Source organism: Paenibacillus xylanexedens, assembly GCF_007680605.1.
In the GTDB taxonomy this organism is placed as follows: Bacteria; Bacillota; Bacilli; order Paenibacillales; family Paenibacillaceae; genus Paenibacillus; species Paenibacillus xylanexedens_B.
In genome coordinates this window covers 2,638,051-2,655,064 of the sequence record NZ_VEIO01000001.1, presented here as the reverse complement: position 1 = coordinate 2,655,064, position 17,014 = coordinate 2,638,051, and the positions used below count along the sequence as shown (strand labels likewise).

Below are 17,014 nucleotides of genomic sequence, written 5' to 3'. Positions count from 1 at the left end.
TGGCAGATCGTGTCTTATATTGTACCAGATTCGCTGCTTGGCTTCCTAATCTAAGCATGGCTTAAGCACAAGTTCTTATCCGGATAGAACGATTTCAACTCAACCCCAGCCTTTATTCGACAGCCTTCATCTGGTGACAGTGGTAATTTGTGCAACCTTTAGTTTACAGCAGGATTTAGGCGGAAATAGGTCGAATGGTACATACATAGAGAGTAAAGAACGAATGAGGTGATGGTTGTGCGCAAGTCGTGCAGATGTGGACATGTAATGGAATTGGAATTAAGAACGGTCGTATACGCCAAAAAGGTAGAAATTCGTAATGTACCTGTTTTTGCGTGTGCAGACTGTGTATCATACGAGGTGTTGCAGCCGGTGAAACCGGATTTGACAGAATGTATTAGCAAACTGGGTGAACAGCCTGTGAAGCAAGATGTCTCTTTTGGGGAACAGAATGAACTGGCTGACCTACTCCACGAACAGCTTCTGGCCTGGCCGGAGGCAGCGGATCAGGAGATGGAATACCGAATGAAAGAGGCGGTAGAGGGACGAATCAATCTATTGCTAGATATTATGAGCTACGCACACAAAGCGAAAGACAAAGCGTGGATTGAGGATACGGAGCGCAGATTGGCACAGTTGTCGGGTTTTGTATGGCAGGCGCATTTCTCAAATGCCGTCTAGTTTTGACGTGTGCAATGCTTGTTTTCATGAAAATTGGATTTTTTGCTCACTTTTTGTTAAGATATCGAAGAGTGAAAACGCTCCACATGGCGTTATTGCTGATTAAGGGGGATGTATAACGAATGGCTGACATGACTAAAATGACAAGTATTGAACAGCTAAACTCCGCTGTGCAGGCGACGGAGGATCAACCCTTGCTTCTGTTCAAGCATAGTACCCGCTGTCCGATCAGCGCACATGCTTATCAGGAGATGAATGATTATCTGCATAACTCTCCGAATGAAAACGTCAAATACGGCATCATCTATGTGGTGGAGGATCGCCCGGTATCTAACGAAGTAGCCGAGAGACTGGGTGTTAAGCACGAATCTCCCCAAGTTATTCTGGTCAAAAAGGGAAATCCGGTATGGCATACTTCCCATTCAGAGATTACCAGTAAGATGCTTGCTAACACTTTAAGTGAGTCCTAGAGCCTATTTTAATTGATTAATGCAATAATTTGTCGTAATATAAATCTTAATGAAAATGGAATGAAAATTTACTGGTAATGGAGCGAAGTACTGTGACGGTAACCATTTATGATGTGGCACGTGAAGCTGGAGTGTCCATGGCAACGGTATCACGGGTAGTCAACAATAACCCTAATGTCAAACCGCAAACGCGGAAAAAAGTATACGAAGCAATTGAAAGACTCGGATATCGTCCGAATGCGGTAGCCCGTGGTCTGGCGAGCAAAAAGACAACGACAGTTGGAGTCGTTATTCCGGACATTTCGAACTCCACCTTTGCGGAGATTGCCCGCGGAATCGAAGATATTGCGAATATGTACCACTACAATATCATTCTGTGTAATGCGGACAAAAAGAAAGAAAAAGAAATTCGTGTTATCAACACCCTGCTGGAGAAACAAGTGGATGGACTGCTCTTCATGGGCGGTACGGTAACGGATGAACACATTCAAGCGTTCCAGTCTGCAGCAGTTCCAATCGTATTGTGCGCAACAAGTGATGAGAAGGGCACATTCCCTTCTGTTGATATTGATCATGAAGCAGCTGCGTTTGATGCTGTCAACACACTCATTCGTCACGGTCACAAAGAGATCGCGATGATCAGTGGAACGTTGCAGGATCCGGCTAACGGTTTTGCACGTTTCCAAGGGTATAAGAAGGCATTGGAAGCAGCAGGTATTGAGTATCAAGAGGATCTGGTACGCATCGGTAACTATCGATATGAATCCGGTGTGGAAGCGATGAAATACTTCCTCGGGCTTAAGAAAAAACCGACTGCGATCTTTGCTGCAACAGATGAAATGGCGATTGGTGCAATTCACAGCATTCAGGACGATGGCTTGAAAGTACCGGATGACTTCTCCATCATTAGCGTGGATAACATTCGTATGGCTTCCATGGTGCGTCCGCAGTTAACAACTGTTGCTCAACCGATGTATGATCTGGGTGCGGTAGCGATGCGTTTGCTGACCAAACTGATGAAGAAAGAAAATGTGGAAAATCCAAGAGTGATTTTGCCGCATGAAACTATTCTTCGTTTGTCGGTAAGTCACGCGGGTTAATTGATTATTTTTTATCAAGTAAGCGAAAGGGAGATTCAATTCTCTCTACATAGATTTCGATTGTACAGGAGCTCCGGAAACGGAGCTTTTGTGCTTAAAACGGCTCGGGTAATGACATGATCTCACATACAGAACGGGGAAACAGGGAGGATACAACAATGCGTGAAACGATAGGAATTATGGGTGCTATGGATGAGGAAGTTGAGCTTCTGCTTCAGGGCATGAAACAGCTTGAAACGGTGAAGCAGACAGGCATCACGTATGTCGCCGGTGAGTGGCTTGGCAAGCAGATTGTCGTATGCAAGTCAGGCGTAGGGAAAGTAAATGCGGCGGTAACTACGCAGATTCTGATTGATCGTTTTCAGGTGAATCGGGTGATTTTTACAGGAGTGGCAGGAGCGGTTCATCCCGAATTGAACATTGGCGACATGGTTATCTCTTCCGTATGTGTACAGCACGACATGGACGTAACACCACTGGGATTCGAACGTGGAGTGATACCGTACCAGGAGACATCGGCATTCCCGGCGGAGCCTGCGTTAATTTCGCTCGCTGAAGAAGCGTGCAAGGCGCAGGGCGCTCAATATCGGATTGGCAAGGTGTTGTCGGGTGATCAGTTTATTGCCAGCAAGGAGACTGTAAACATGCTTTACACAGAGATGGAAGGAGCTTGTGCGGAGATGGAAGGGGCAGCGGTTGCTCAAGTGTGTCACATGAACCGTGTACCCTTCGTTGTGCTACGTAGCATGTCTGACAAGGCAGACGGTTCTGCACATGTGAATTTTGCCGAGTTTACGGTGCAGTCTTCCCAGCGTTCCCATCGTATCGTTGAGCACATGCTTGAACATATGTGATTCTACAACACGTGATTTACCCGCAATGAGACACGAATAAATCGAGATGGGACACGAATAAACCGCCTCGCAGATGCATTTTCCGTTGACGATGGAGAATGATCTGCAAGGCGGTTCTTTTATGTATTCCTTCGCGATTCGCACTTGTTCCTTTAATACATAAACCGATGACGGAAGCGGACACGGTCAAACTGTTCCTCCGAGGTCATGGGTACTTGACTGCCGATCCGAACCATAAGGCAATTCGCAGGATGGGAGCAGATTTCAGGATCATCTGTCGCGTACCAGGTCATATCAATGTTTTGCATAAGCCGCTCCATCATTTTGCGATAATCCCATACCGATAGTCCGCTACCCTTCAAGTCCCAGTGCCAGTAATACTCTGTCGTGAAAATAATATAGTTCTCCATATACGTATCTTGCATCGCAGTAAGGAGCATTTCACGGCCTACACCAAGAGAGCGATACTCGTCTGCGACTTCGATGGCTCCAAGCTCGATCAGGTCTGTCATGTTGCCCTCGGACCAGCGTTCACACTCATCTGCGTAGTGAAAAGTAACGTATCCGATGATGATATTATTTTCATGGGCAATTATAATTCGCCCTTCGGGTAAGGCAGCAATCTCGGCAATGGCTTCTTGTTGCTCTGTTGGGCGCCGAAAGGCATCCAGATCGGAGTGAAACGTCAATTCCATAATCTGTTCTGCGGGCACGGGCCCCTCAACCGTAATTCGGTGGTCGGACTTGAAAATGGAACGTATATGATGCTTCTTGATATGCTCCATGGTTCATTCCCCTCTCTCCCCCTACTTATAGCAAAAAACCAAAAAAATGAAAAGCCGTAGACGATGTTTGATCCAATTTGCTATAATTGCGTTGACAAAAAATGTTCACAATTCAACACCGTTTGAGTGCAACGGTTGGGTCAGGCAAGTACATGGCGAGAAGTTCTCTCTACTAATGTAAGCGCTAACTGGAAGTTCAGTCAACACAAAGGCAATACGAATGAACCCTGAAGGGAATCGAAATGTCGAGTTGAAGGAGGCTGGCAAGCATGAGTCAAGCACATAATGAGATGCTGCAAACGGTGGTGTCTGAATCGAATCTGGGCGATTATACGGAAGCAAGAAGCCGGTTCGATTGGGAAACGGTAGAAAGGCACTTTACGTGGCACGCCAGCGGCAAAGTGAATATGGCACATGAGGCGATTGATCGCCATGTCCTGGAAGGCAGAGGTGGGAAGACGGCTTTGCTCTACAGCGATGCTTCCCGTGAGGAAGCTTACACCTTCGCAGATCTGAGCGAGCAGTCGAGTCGTTTTGGTAATGTGCTGCATAAATATGGCGTAGATAAAGGAGATCGTGTTTTTATTTTTATGCCACGAAGTCCTGAGCTGTATTTCAGTTTGCTGGGAATTTTGAAAGTGGGCGCTGTAGCGGGTCCTTTATTCGAGGCCTTTATGGAAACGGCAGTGAAGGATCGGCTGGAGGACAGTGGTGCTGTTGCGCTTGTGACCACGCCTGAGCTTCTTGGACGGATTAAACGATCCGAATTACCAGAGCTGAAACATATTTTTGTTGTCGGCGGTGGCCCGCAGTCTGAGGATGGACTGATTGATTTTGATGCAGAGATGTCTGCGGCTTCGGATGATATGGAAGTGGAATGGCTGACGCGTGAGGATGGACTGTTGATTCATTATACCTCGGGTTCAACAGGGAAACCGAAGGGTGTATACCATGTTCAGAATGCAATGATTCAGCATTATTATACAGGTAAAGTTGTACTTGACCTGCGAGAAGATGACATATATTGGTGCACTGCCGATCCAGGTTGGGTAACAGGCACGTCGTATGGCATTTTCGCCCCTTGGCTTAACGGGGTAACGAATGTAATTCGTGGGGGACGTTTTAGCCCGCAGGACTGGTACAGCACAATTGAAAAAAACAAGGTAAGTGTATGGTACAGTGCCCCTACGGCATTCCGTATGCTCATGGGCGCAGGGGATGAGACAATTGCCCAGCATGATTTGAGTAGCTTGCGCCATGTCATGTCGGTAGGAGAACCTCTGAATCCGGAGGTCGTACGTTGGGGCTGGAAAGCGTACGGTCAACGAATACATGATACATGGTGGATGACCGAGACGGGAGCGCAGTTAATCTGTAACTACCCGGGTATGCCGATTAAACCGGGTTCCATGGGACGACCTTTACCGGGTGTTGAAGCAGCTATTATCGATGATCGTGGACAAGAGCTCTCGCCATACAGTATGGGGAATCTGGCGATCCGCACACCTTGGCCGTCGATGATGGCAAAAATCTGGAATAATCCAGCGAAATATGAGGAGTACTTTAGACTGACAGGCTGGTATGTATCCGGGGATTCGGCGTATATGGACGAAGACGGATACTTCTGGTTCCAGGGACGCATCGACGATGTCATCAACTCTTCTGGTGAGCGCATTGGACCGTTTGAAGTGGAAAGTAAACTGGTAGAGCACCCAGCGGTTGCTGAGGCTGGCGTGATCGGTAAACCGGATGTTACACGCGGCGAGATCATCAAAGCGTTTGTCGCGCTTCGTGAAGGGTATGAGGCGACGCCGGAGCTGAAGGAAGAAATCTATCGGTTTGTAAAAGAGGGCCTGTCCGCTCACGCAGCACCTCGTGAGATCGAATTCAAAGAAAGGCTGCCGAAGACTCGTTCAGGCAAGATTATGCGCCGAGTGTTGAAGGCATGGGAACTTGATCTGCCAACAGGTGACTTATCCACCATTGAGGATTGAGTAATATGTAGAGTTAAAAAGGACATGAACATAAACAAAGCCGCATGCCAGTGTATTCACACTGGACATGCGGCTTTTTCATTCGTTTACAGATTGGTTTGTCAACGGGTTAGTCACCCGTATTAAGGCTGATAGTGTATCGCTTCCGAGGATGCGGACTCTCCGACACTGTTGCTGGCAGATACCTTGAACCAGCCTCCCGTTGATGACGGTACACCATAAACCATACTGGTACCCGAAGTGGTGCCAATCTTGGTGAAGGGTTCCGAACCAGTCTCGCTATAGAAAACAGCGTAGCTCTGTACGGCGTCTGCTTCCGGGTTCGGCGCCCACTGAATACGAAGCCCTTGTGAGAGCGCAGAGATACTCACTTGGCCTGGTGTGCTTGGAGCTACCGTTGGTGCATTGTTGTTACTGACGGTTTCTCCAGGGGTTACCACCGTACCAGGTACCTCAATAGGCTGGTTCACTTCCGGATCAGGCGTAGCAGGGCCTGCACTGCTCACCGTCGCACTTGGCGCAGATTCCTTGCCAGCAACGTCTACGGCTGTAACATAGAATGCAAAGTTGCCACTAGCTGTTGCGTAAGCCGAGAACGATCTGGACTCACCTGTCAGCACAACTTGGCCTTGATTCTGGAATCCGGCACCACCGACTGAACGATAAAGGCGATACCCAACAACATCACTTTCGGGTGTAGCATTGAATGTGATGGATGCCCGTTCTCCCGAGATGGAGATGCGAACATTGCCAGGTGCATCCGGTGCTTTGCCGTTATCTGTGCGTGGATCAACCTCGGTTGGCAGATCAGCACCTGCATCTTCAGGCAGATAGTATGCAAGCGACTCGTGACGACTCATCCGTTTAAAAGCATTTTGCAATTCTTTAATGAGATCGGAGATTGGTTTCTTACGCTTGACAACTGTTTTTTCCTTCAACATATCCGCAGGTGTCTCATCACGCGGAATGTAATTTACACCGTTGTAGGTAATATACTTCGCTTTAGCGACAGCATCATCACGTTCCTTCGGAATAAATTTGCTATTGAAAATGTCAGTAACGAATTTATCAGTCAGGGAAGTGGGGAGCTTGCCACTATATGCTGAGACTGTTCTGGTTTCAATACCAGAAGGTTTTTTGAATGAATTAGTAACAAAGAGATCCTTCTGTGTTTCGATCACTTCATTCATAATTTTGGCCCAAAGCTGCTGAGCGCGTTTGCGTTGTGATTTGTTTTCAAGTGTATTGACCGGTTGTTTATAACCAACCCACACACCGAGAGTAACATCCGGTGTATATCCTTCAAACCAGACATCGGCGTAGTTTTGGGTTGAACCTGTTTTACCAACAATCGGTATACTTGATCTATACTTGTAGTTTTCTCGTACTTTATCTGCAGTACCTTCCGTTATAACGGTACGCAACATATCCGTCATAAGATAGGCGGTCTGCTGCGAGAATGCCTGTACAGGCTCGCTGTCGTGTTTGTATACAATGTTGCCTTTGGAATCCACAATTTTGCTGATCATATAAGAATCGTTGTAGACCCCTTTGTTAGCAATTGCGCCATAAGCGCTTGTGAGTTCCTCCACCGTTACACCATATTGAAGTCCGCCGAGAACACCGGTCTGGGCCTGATAATCCTGCTTCTGGATCGTCGTAATGCCAAGCTTTTTCGCAAAAGTCCAGGCTTTGTCGATGCCAACTTCCTCATTAAACAGCTTTAGAGCGGGTATGTTCAATGAGTAATTCAGTGCTCTACGAGCGGTTACCAAGCCTTGGTAACGGTTGTTCGCATTCTTGGCGATATGGTATCCGCTAGGGCCGTCTTTCAGGATAATTGGCGCATCGTCGATGACGGAGGCCGGTTGAATAAGACCTTCCTCCAGAGCTGGCAGATAAGCCGCAATAGGTTTCATCGTAGAACCGGGCTGACGAATCATTTGAGTCGCATAGTTCATCTGTTCATCCTGGAAGCTTCGGCCTTCAATCATGCCGAGGATTGCTCCTGTTTTATGATTGATCAGCATCGCTGCAGTCTGCTCTTTTCCCTTAACGGGATCATCTGCCGAGAAGTTGCTGTTATCTTCGGCAATCGTACGCATCGTTTTATAGATGTTCTTGTTAATTGTTGTATAGATGCGATATCCGCCTGTGCGAAGCTGTGACTGAGCCTCTTCCAGCAGGGCACTGTTTTCCTTTTTCGATGCCTCAGCGTCTGTACTTTTGCCTGTCGCCTTCGTTTTGTCGGCATTCAGCTGCTGCATGATAATCTGTGCTGCTTGACGTTCCGTTTCCATCATAAGGTATGGATAAGTGTTATAGGCTTTAACGGTTTTCGGAGCAAGCGAGCTTTTGATATCAAAGGCAAGTGCATTGTTGTATTCCGATTGCGTGATTTTGCCAAGTTCCAGCATGCGGCGCAGAACCAGTTTTTGACGATTGATGGCGCGATCAAATTTATCCTCTACAAAATCGCCTTTACCGTTAAAGGCGGAGTAGGAAGAGGGAGACTGAGGTAATCCAACCAAATAAGCGGCCTGAGCTATATTTATTTTTTCGAGATCATTGATATTAAACAATCCCTTGGCGGCTGCTTTGATTCCATAAACGTTGTATCCGCTGGAACCATTGCCGAAAGGCACCTTGTTCAGGTAGGCGGTCATAATCTCATCTTTGGTCAGAAAACGTTCCAGTCGAAGGGAAAGCAAAATTTCCTTTACTTTACGATCTTCCGTACGGTCCAAATTCAGAAATACACGTCTAGCTAATTGCTGCGTAAGCGTACTGCCGCCCGTTTGTACTGATTCTTTCAGCACTTTTTGTTTCACGGCACGCAGTGTTCCGCTCATGTCTACACCTTTATGTTCGTAAAAATGATTGTCTTCAATCGAGATCACGGCATCAATAACCTTTTTGGGAATCTGGTCAAAGGTGACCGGACGTCTGTCTTCTTCCGTGCGAAGTTGACCAATCGGACTGCCGTCAGAAAAGTAAGCAAAGCCTGTGATGGAGTTTTCGCTGACTTTTTGTTCAATCAGGGCCCTTGACCGGACGGGTTCGTCTTTGACGATCGAACTGACGTAACCCATTAAAGCACCGCCAACGAATAGTACGCCCATAAATCCAAGGACAACCATCCACATAACGAAGCTACCTAGTCTGCGTGCAAAGCTACGCTTGCGTACAGGCGGATCTTCAGGCTTTTTCTTAGTAACATCAACCATTCAGTGTCTTCCTCCTTTTAACAGCACTAATTATAGCATAAAAAGACCCGTTTGCATGCCTGAGAAATACAAGTAATGGTCGAAATTTGCCAATCTGGAATGGATTATGATATATAGCATGTGATATCGGACGACATTTCATGAGTTGCAAAAGTAAGGAAAAAGGCTGGAACTGCATCTAAGCAGGCCAGCCTTAAGGTCTATATAAAAAAAGATTGTTTGAAAAAAATATAGTATCTAATACTCATTAAGTTCTGAAACGCTGGATGAGTTCCAACAGTTCCTGTGTGAGGTGTGCCAAAGAAGCCGATGCGGCAGTGATTTCCTCCATGGATGCAAGTTGTTTCTCCGAAGCTGATGCAACCTGGCTTGCGTGCGCTGCTGTTTCGAGGCCAATCGTCTTAAGTTGCTCAAGTGATGAATCGACCTGTTGCGACTCATTTGACATCTGTTTGGCAATAGTGGAGACTTGTGCAATTTGTTGATTCACGTCGGCGATCTGTGATGAGATGGATGAGAATAGCTCACCGCTCTCGTTCATCACATCGGCAATGTGAGTCACCTCAGCGCTTCCTTTTTCCATATTTTCAACGATAGCATGAACCTCTTGTTGAACCGATTGGATCAACGTGGCAATGTCGGCAGCCGATTGTCTGGATTGCTCAGCCAAATTGCGAATCTCGGTAGCTACAACGCCAAAGCCACGTCCGTGTTCCCCCGCTCGCGAAGCCTCGATAGAAGCGTTGAGGGCGAGAAGATTGGTTTGGCGGCTTACTTCGGTAATCATACCCGTTATATGACCAATCTCTTCCGAGCGCTGTTTAAATTGTTCCAGTGCAGCCATGGAGAATTGGACAGATGTGTTTGCACTCTCCACCATATGGATAGCTTCCTGCATCTTGCCTGTTCCGTATGAAGTTCGTTCCGTCACTGATTTGGATGTACTACTTACTTCGGCAGCAGCTTCAGCTATTCTTCCGATGCCCGTGGATATTTCGTTCATCGAACGGGAGGAATGAAGTAACTCCTGAACTTGCTTCTCTGCCTTGTTTGCCACTTCCATTCCGGTAAGTGCCATCCGTTCGGCGGCTTTGCTCGTATCCTCTGCACCGGCGGTTAATTGTTGCGAAGTCGAGCCTACCGATAAGGCATGTTCAGATATAACAGAAATCGTATGGCGCAATGTATTCATCATGTCATTCATGTGAGCGGCCATGACTCCGAATTCATCCTTCGATTTTACAGGTAATGTCTGAGTTAGATCGCCTTCGGCGAGCTGGCCGGCTACAACATTTACTCTGTTCAGCTGTTTTACAATGGAAATAATCGTGAACGTGACTACTCCTGCGAGCAACAGCACCGCTAATATAGCAATGAGTACAGACCATTTTAAGCTATCGTAAAAAGGCTGGAGTATCACGCTTTTGGGTAATGCAGATACTAGATGCCAGCTAGAATCGGAGCCTTGAAGCTTGGCGGGTTCGGCAATAAATAATTCTGGCTTGCCATCGTCAACCGTAGTGTAGAACCTGGTATCATTCGACTGGATGCGGTGAATAAGTGTTTGGGTATTGGCAGAGAACTCTGCATTCTCTTTGGTCAGTTCTGGTCTTGAACCGTGCGCAGCGATGTGTCCTTCACTTGTGATCAGCATGGCATAGCCTTGATCGGGATTCAGTGATGCAATATTTTGCTGGAAACCTTCAATCGTAAAATCGGCGCCAACGATGCCAAGGAAGGCGTTGTTTTCGTCAAGCAAGGGCAGAACGATGGACACGAGCAAGGTCTCTTTACCGGCGACCTTGTACGTAGTGGGCTCGGACCAATAAATGGTCTTGGTCGCCTTCGGCTGTTGATAGTATTTACTGGTTTCACTGTTTCCCTCATAAGTAGTCAGCGGTTCAAAATGCAAGGAGCTTCCATCCCGGATAACGTAAGGGATAAAACGGCCTGTTTCATCATCATACTTATCCTTACTCACATGTTCGGCATCCTTGCCGTCAAAGGCATTGGGCTCCCATCCGGTATAAAAACCAAAAACCTTTTCGTCCTTCTTCAAGTATTCTTCCAGAAGCCTTACGATATCCTGACGGGTTAACGTCCCATTTTTTGAAGCGTCCAGCAGGGTGGTACTCAAACTGTCGAGCGTATTTTTTACCTGGTTGATGTCAGTCATGAATTCGCTTGTCGCTGCACTAGCTGAGCGTTCCGCTACTGCTTCACCATATTGTAGACTTTTGTCATATACGGCTTTGGTGTTAAAGGCAATTAATGCGCCGATCGAACAGAGGAGCACTAATCCGAGCAGTAATCCTAGCTTTACTGCAAGCTTGGTATTTCGAAAAAATGTCATGTGTAGCCCCCCTTAAGTTGTCTTTCTACTTATGCGTGATTCTTTATGCCGATGGTTTTTCTCCAAAAAAGGAAGATAATCATATTATCGTTATGTAGAGGCCAGTAATGAAGAGTGCTTGGGGAGGGGAAAACAAAAACAAAAAAAACAACTGCCGAGAAAAACTCGAACAGTTGCTTTTTTTGTTGTGATGCAACGATTAACGGTTGTAGAACTCGACGATTTGTTTTTCATCGATGTCTTGGGACAATTCAGCGCGCTCAGGCAAGCGGATGAATTTACCTTCTACAGCTGCATCGTTGTATTCAACGTATGCTGGAAGATGCGAACGGTTTTCCAAAGCTTCCTTAATGGAAGTCAGGCCGCGGCTTCTTTCACGCAAGCCGATTACATCGCCAGTGCTTACTTGGTAAGAAGCGATATCGACTTTTTTGCCGTTTACAGTTACGTGACCGTGTGCTACCAATTGACGCGCTCCAGCGCGGGAGTTAGCAAAGCCAAGACGGTAAACGAGGTTGTCAAGGCGGCACTCAAGCAAGAACATGAAGTTCTCACCGGCAATACCTTGCATTTTTTGCGCTTTGGAGAACAATGTGCGGAATTGTTTTTCACCCAAACCGTACATGTGGCGCAATTTTTGTTTTTCTTGCAACTGCATACCGTAGTTGCTCATTTTTCTGCGTTGGTTAGCTCCGTGCTGACCTGGAGGGAAAGGGCGTTTCAATTCTTTGCCTGTTCCGCTCAGGGAAATGCCGAGGCGACGGCTCAATTTAAATTTAGGACCAGTGTAACGTGCCATGTTTAAAGTAGCTCCTTTTTAGTTAAAGTTCATATAGGGCTCTGTTTGCGCTCCAATTTGTTGATGCGGGCTTGGCCTCGCATAGAACGATCAGGAAAGTTCAGCCGCTGTCCTGAAAGCAACAAAAAGAATGAGGGTGACACAACCGGTAATGCCCAAATTTAAAGACCGTTTTAGTAGTCTTCATCAACAATTTATTCTACATTCTGAAAGGAGTAAAGTCAAGCAATACATAAAGTCAGAAAAACGTCTAAATTTGTCGATAGGTCATTAGGCCTAAAATAATGGGACAATTTTCTGAAATATGAGTGCAAAAAAGCTTCAAACAGAGTAAAATAGATGGTATCTTAACTTTAAACCATCTTATGTAGCAAGGTTTCGCTAATATTTTGCAGATTTGCGATAATTGATGCAGATTAATGCATCCCCCAGGATGCAAAAACGGTGCAAAGGAGCGCCTGACATGTTGGAACATCTAAGAAGTTTACCTGCCAGTCTGAAGTTGCGAAGCGCGGGCGATTCCACATCGTTTACTGTGCTTCCATCTCATGATGACCATGCGTTGTGGATGCAAAAAATGGATATCACACCTTTTGACTTCTCATATTTAAGCAGTTTGTTAGGACAAGCCTTCAAGGATTGGACAAGCCAGAAAGATTCTGTGCCTGGTGGGCCAATTGCTGCATACAGTGTTTGGAATATGGAAGGAGAGTGCATAGGAGAGGACTCCGGCCAGATTACCGATTCGGATATCAATGTACGTTCGATGGTTTTGGAGTGTGCTGAGAAGGAACAGACGTTATCTAGACACGGAATTAGTAAACATGGGGAGTATCTGCTGATTGCTGAGCCGCTGTTTTCAAGAATCAATAAAGATATATTTGCTGTGTTTGTTGCGCTGGTCTTTGAATCCCACCGGTCCGAAACGTCAGAAGCTGTGGTTCGATCTGAGGCATTGCATTATCGCACCTGCTTTTACCGAAGATTTGAATACATATTTATGACGGACTTGTTGCACTCACATGAACAAACAGCTCGGGAGGAACACCGAAGATCCATTCTTTTTCAGATCGTACAGCGTATGCATGACAAGATGGATGTCGGGGCAATATTGGACGAAGTATTTGTCAGTATGGACTACCTCTATCCTTCCACACACATTATGCTCTATATGTCTCAGGACCAGAGAAGCTTTAATCCTCGTATCAAGCCACTTCTTATTCAGGAGCGTGGAGAAGATATCTGTGTTCGCTCATTTATGGAGGGCAGGCTGATTGTCTCCCGGGCTGACGAGTTGGACAAACGAATCATTGAGGTGGGGTTGCCGCTCAAAGGCAAGCAGGGCATATACGGAGTATTTCATATCGAAATGAACGAGGAATTGATGGAAGACTCCGATCTGCAACTGATTGCGATGATGGCGGATACAGCAGGGACAGCTTTCGAAAATGCAAAACTCCATGAGCAATCCCATATGTTGATTCAGGAACTTCGTGTAATCAATGATCTGACTCAGCGTCTAAACAAAAGCTTGCAATTGATGGAAATCTATCAGTTTTCCGAGCAAGAATTTAAAAACATCTTTCAGGCCGACTATTGTTGCATTTTGCAATTAAACGACAGTACGAACAGGTTTGAGGTGATGGCGACCAATGTAAAAGAGATTCGGAATAGAACGTATCCTGCGGATTCTGGCATTGCGGGTTACATGTATCAGACTGAAGAGCCATTAATCATATCTGACTATACGCAGTTTGATAAGGTAACTTCCAGTTTCATGGAATTAACAGGCGCGATGTCTCTGATTGCAACACCAATTCGAGTAGATGGACAGGTGAAGAGTGCTATTCTGCTTGCCCATGTGCGGGAGCATTTTTTTTCCTATGAGAACTACAGGTTGCTACAAATGTTATCGATTCATCTTGGTCTTGCTCTAACCAATGCCACCTTGCATGCCGAGGTGCGCCGGTTGGCTAATCTGGACATGTTGACCGGACTGTATGTAAGGCATTACCTGGATAATATTATTCACGAACGTCAGGCTCATGATTACTGCGGCTCATTGGTTGTCGTTGATATCGATCAGTTCAAACAGGTGAATGATACCTTTGGTCATCAAACCGGAGATCAAGTATTAAAACAAGTCAGTGACATTGTTACAAGTTCGGTTCGGGCCGAGGATATTTGCGCAAGGTGGGGCGGTGAAGAGCTGGCTATCTACATGCCTCAGATCGGAATTCAACAAGCGCTTGTGTATGCGGAACGAATCCGTACCCGAGTTGAGGCCGAGACGAGGCCGTCTGTTACGGTGTCAAGTGGCATTGCTGAATGGAACTGGATGGATGAGAAAGTAAGTGTAGAGTCCCTGTTTTACCGTGCAGATATGGCGCTGTACAGTGCAAAGAACGGGGGCCGGAATCGAATTGTCATAGAGGAACAGGAAGGTATACGATGAGAGAGACATTCCGGTTGCGGAGTCGTTTCTCTCTTTTTTTTTGAACGGGTATGTGGATGAAAGTCCGTGTGGTTCGTCTGGTCGCATAGTAAGAAAGTATAAGCACTTATTGTGAGGGCAATCTATGGAGAAAATGACTGAAAGGTGGAATAGACATGTTGAACCGCCAGTCTACGTTTTCTTTATCGCTAACCCTTTGCCTTGTGCTAGCCGTTGTTTCGGGGTGCGGGATGCTCCAGCATGATCGGACGCCGGAAGAAATATTTTCTCTGGCATTATCCGGCATAGCCGGGAAAGAGACGTTGACGTTTGAAGGACAGGCTGGATTGAGACGAGAAAACAGTGGAATGTTTGAAAATCAATTTAAATTTGAAGGCAAGCTGGAAGACCATGACCGGCTGACGTTGCAGACCCGATTACCAGGCGCAGTGACTGCGGCGGATTCAGGAATAAGTTTGAATGCGGTGAAAAATAATGGTCAACCGAGCGGATTCAGTGCCTCTTTCCAACGTAAAAAAGGACAATGGAATGCTTTAACGGCGCAGCATGAACCATTACGTGGCTCCTTATCCCGTTTTAACCCCATTGCGCAATTAGAAAAGATCGATAGTATGAAAAAAACAATTCAATCCGAATATGGCTCAGGCCGCCAAACACGTATATTGCGGATAGAGCTTGCGCCAGAGGACGCCAAAACCTGGGCTACAGACCAACTGACAGATGAGATGAATTCCATTCGGGCAGAGTACATGCACAAGGCGAGTCAAGTGAAAGGTGCGAGTAAGCAGAAACTTGAGCAGGAATTGCAAAAGGTATGGCAGCAGGGCGAGGACACGATGCAGAAGTTGATTCAAAAGGCTGAGGTGCATACCGTCTATCATCTGACGGTCGATCGCAAAACCAGCTTACCGATGCGCCTTTCCTCTGAGAGTCAGGTGAAATACACGGATAACAGTAGCCGAAGTAATGTAGAAGCACTGGTAACCGATGTGAACTTTAAATCATATCAATAAATAAAACCTGTGACTGCCTGCTGACGGGATGTCTGGTGCGTGCTACAATAGTAACGTAATTTACCGTTGTTCAATTCATTGAATGGCAGATGACAGGAGGATTTATCGAATGAAGGACCCTAGAATTCAGAAGCTTGCAGCGAACCTGGTAGGTTATTCTGTTGATGTACAGCCTGGCGAAAATGTATTGGTTGAGATGATTGGATCAGAACGTGATTTGATCAATGCCATTATTGAAGAAGTGGGCAAAAAAGGCGGTAACGTTTTTGTACAGTTGACGGATCGAACCGTTCAGCGTGTGATGCTGCGCAATGCTACGGAAGAGATGATGAAAACGTGGGCAGAGATTGATCTGAACCGTATGAAACAAATGGATTGTTATATCGGCATCCGTGCGGGGGAGAACGTGAATGATCTGTCCGATGTGCCGGAAGAAAAAATGAAACTGTACAACTCCCTGTATTCCCATCCGGTACATAGCGAACAGCGTGTCAAGCATACAAAATGGGTGGTGCTTCGTTACCCTAACGCAAGCATGGCGCAACTCGCGAACACCAGCACGGAAGCATTTGAAGACTTCTATTTTGACGTATGTAACCTGGATTATGCGAAAATGGACAAAGCGCAAGACTCACTCGCGAGTCTCATGAAACGCACAGATAAAGTACGCATTACGGGACCAGGTACGGATCTGAGCTTCTCCATCAAAGATATCGGTGCAGAGAAGTGTTCCGGGCAAAAAAATATTCCGGATGGTGAAGTATACAGCGCACCCGTACGCAATTCCGTTAATGGAACAATTAGTTATAATACACCGACGCTGTATAACGGAATTACGTTTGAGAATATCAAGTTTACATTCAAAGACGGTAAAATCGTAGAAGCATCCAGCAATGATACGAAACGCCTGAATGAAATTCTGGACTCGGATGAAGGTGCGCGTCATATCGGTGAGTTTGCGATTGGTTTCAACCCGCACATTCTGCATCCGATGAAAGATATTTTGTTTGATGAAAAAATTGCAGGTAGCCTGCACTTTACGCCAGGTCAGGCATATGAAGAAACAGATAACGGAAACCGTTCATCCATTCACTGGGATCTCGTATTGATTCAGCGTCCAGACTACGGCGGCGGCGAAATCTATTTCGATGATGTGCTGATTCGTAAAGACGGCATCTTTGTCATTCCTGAGCTGGAATGTTTGAATCCGGACCAGTTGAAATAGGAACTGTATTTTGCAGTTGCTAGGAAAGCGGATTCACGGTATCATGTAGTGGTAATTA

The 17,014-nt window shown here is 46.2% G+C and carries 12 protein-coding genes; 8 read left to right on the top strand and 4 right to left on the bottom strand.

Annotated elements, in window-relative coordinates:
- Positions 1-267: 267 nt before the first annotated feature.
- The 4 genes from FS818_RS11770 to FS818_RS11755 all read left to right on the top strand — a co-directional run bounded on the left by FS818_RS11770 (position 268) and on the right by FS818_RS11755 (position 3,105).
- Entirely contained in the window at positions 268-681 is a 414-nt protein-coding gene (locus FS818_RS11770) for a hypothetical protein (protein WP_145331939.1), read from the top strand.
- 122 nt (positions 682-803) lie between these two features.
- On the top strand, positions 804-1,151 hold the full coding sequence (ytxJ, locus tag FS818_RS11765; RefSeq protein WP_145331938.1) for a bacillithiol system redox-active protein YtxJ: 348 nt from the start codon (positions 804-806) through the stop codon (positions 1,149-1,151).
- A gap of 92 nt (positions 1,152-1,243) precedes the next feature.
- Complete coding sequence (gene ccpA / locus FS818_RS11760) at positions 1,244-2,251, top strand: catabolite control protein A (protein ID WP_090923671.1); 1,008 nt, start codon at positions 1,244-1,246, stop codon at positions 2,249-2,251.
- A 158-nt stretch (positions 2,252-2,409) separates the two neighbouring features.
- Positions 2,410-3,105, top strand: coding sequence for a 5'-methylthioadenosine/adenosylhomocysteine nucleosidase (locus tag FS818_RS11755; protein ID WP_145331937.1), 696 nt, complete (start codon positions 2,410-2,412; stop codon positions 3,103-3,105).
- 152 nt (positions 3,106-3,257) lie between these two features.
- Here FS818_RS11755 and FS818_RS11750 read toward each other — a convergent pair whose 3' ends face one another.
- Complete coding sequence (locus FS818_RS11750; protein WP_145331936.1) at positions 3,258-3,890, bottom strand: GNAT family N-acetyltransferase; 633 nt, start codon at positions 3,888-3,890, stop codon at positions 3,258-3,260.
- Positions 3,891-4,159: 269 nt separating this feature from the next.
- On the opposite strand from FS818_RS11750, the gene acsA reads away from it, so the two are divergent.
- Complete coding sequence (gene acsA, locus FS818_RS11745) at positions 4,160-5,884, top strand: acetate--CoA ligase (protein ID WP_145331935.1); 1,725 nt, start codon at positions 4,160-4,162, stop codon at positions 5,882-5,884.
- 122 nt (positions 5,885-6,006) lie between these two features.
- On the opposite strand, the gene FS818_RS11740 is transcribed toward acsA, so the two are convergent.
- From FS818_RS11740 to rpsD, 3 genes are all read right to left on the bottom strand, one after another.
- Entirely contained in the window at positions 6,007-9,111 is a 3,105-nt protein-coding gene (locus FS818_RS11740; protein ID WP_145331934.1) for a transglycosylase domain-containing protein, read from the bottom strand.
- Between the two features lie 247 nt (positions 9,112-9,358).
- On the bottom strand, positions 9,359-11,464 hold the full coding sequence (locus FS818_RS11735; RefSeq protein ID WP_145331933.1) for a methyl-accepting chemotaxis protein: 2,106 nt from the start codon (positions 11,462-11,464) through the stop codon (positions 9,359-9,361).
- Between the two features lie 199 nt (positions 11,465-11,663).
- Positions 11,664-12,263: a 30S ribosomal protein S4 gene (gene rpsD, locus FS818_RS11730; RefSeq protein ID WP_145331932.1), complete on the bottom strand. Its 600-nt coding sequence runs from the start codon at positions 12,261-12,263 to the stop codon at positions 11,664-11,666.
- 463 nt (positions 12,264-12,726) lie between these two features.
- Between rpsD and FS818_RS11725 the strand changes: the two genes are divergently transcribed.
- The 3 genes from FS818_RS11725 (at position 12,727) to FS818_RS11715 (ending at position 16,956) form a co-directional block, all read left to right on the top strand.
- The gene (locus tag FS818_RS11725) at positions 12,727-14,718 is read left to right on the top strand and encodes a sensor domain-containing diguanylate cyclase (protein WP_145331931.1); all 1,992 of its coding nucleotides are present in this window, start codon (positions 12,727-12,729) and stop codon (positions 14,716-14,718) included.
- A gap of 155 nt (positions 14,719-14,873) precedes the next feature.
- A complete protein-coding gene (locus FS818_RS11720) occupies positions 14,874-15,731 on the top strand; it encodes a hypothetical protein (RefSeq protein WP_145331930.1) in 858 nt (285 codons plus the stop codon).
- A 109-nt stretch (positions 15,732-15,840) separates the two neighbouring features.
- A complete protein-coding gene (locus FS818_RS11715; protein ID WP_145331929.1) occupies positions 15,841-16,956 on the top strand; it encodes an aminopeptidase in 1,116 nt (371 codons plus the stop codon).
- Positions 16,957-17,014: the final 58 nt, after the last annotated feature.

Coding starts and splice junctions, on each gene's coding strand:
- FS818_RS11770 (WP_145331939.1), top strand. CDS start 268: ATGGAATTGGAATTAAGAACGGTCGTATACGCCAAAAAGGTAGAAATT.
- rpsD (WP_145331932.1), bottom strand. CDS start 12,263: ATGGCACGTTACACTGGTCCTAAATTTAAATTGAGCCGTCGCCTCGGC.
- FS818_RS11755 (WP_145331937.1), top strand. CDS start 2,410: ATGCGTGAAACGATAGGAATTATGGGTGCTATGGATGAGGAAGTTGAG.
- FS818_RS11720 (WP_145331930.1), top strand. CDS start 14,874: ATGTTGAACCGCCAGTCTACGTTTTCTTTATCGCTAACCCTTTGCCTT.
- ytxJ (WP_145331938.1), top strand. CDS start 804: ATGGCTGACATGACTAAAATGACAAGTATTGAACAGCTAAACTCCGCT.
- FS818_RS11715 (WP_145331929.1), top strand. CDS start 15,841: ATGAAGGACCCTAGAATTCAGAAGCTTGCAGCGAACCTGGTAGGTTAT.
- acsA (WP_145331935.1), top strand. CDS start 4,160: ATGAGTCAAGCACATAATGAGATGCTGCAAACGGTGGTGTCTGAATCG.
- FS818_RS11725 (WP_145331931.1), top strand. CDS start 12,727: ATGTTGGAACATCTAAGAAGTTTACCTGCCAGTCTGAAGTTGCGAAGC.
- FS818_RS11740 (WP_145331934.1), bottom strand. CDS start 9,111: ATGGTTGATGTTACTAAGAAAAAGCCTGAAGATCCGCCTGTACGCAAG.
- FS818_RS11750 (WP_145331936.1), bottom strand. CDS start 3,890: ATGGAGCATATCAAGAAGCATCATATACGTTCCATTTTCAAGTCCGAC.
- FS818_RS11735 (WP_145331933.1), bottom strand. CDS start 11,464: ATGACATTTTTTCGAAATACCAAGCTTGCAGTAAAGCTAGGATTACTG.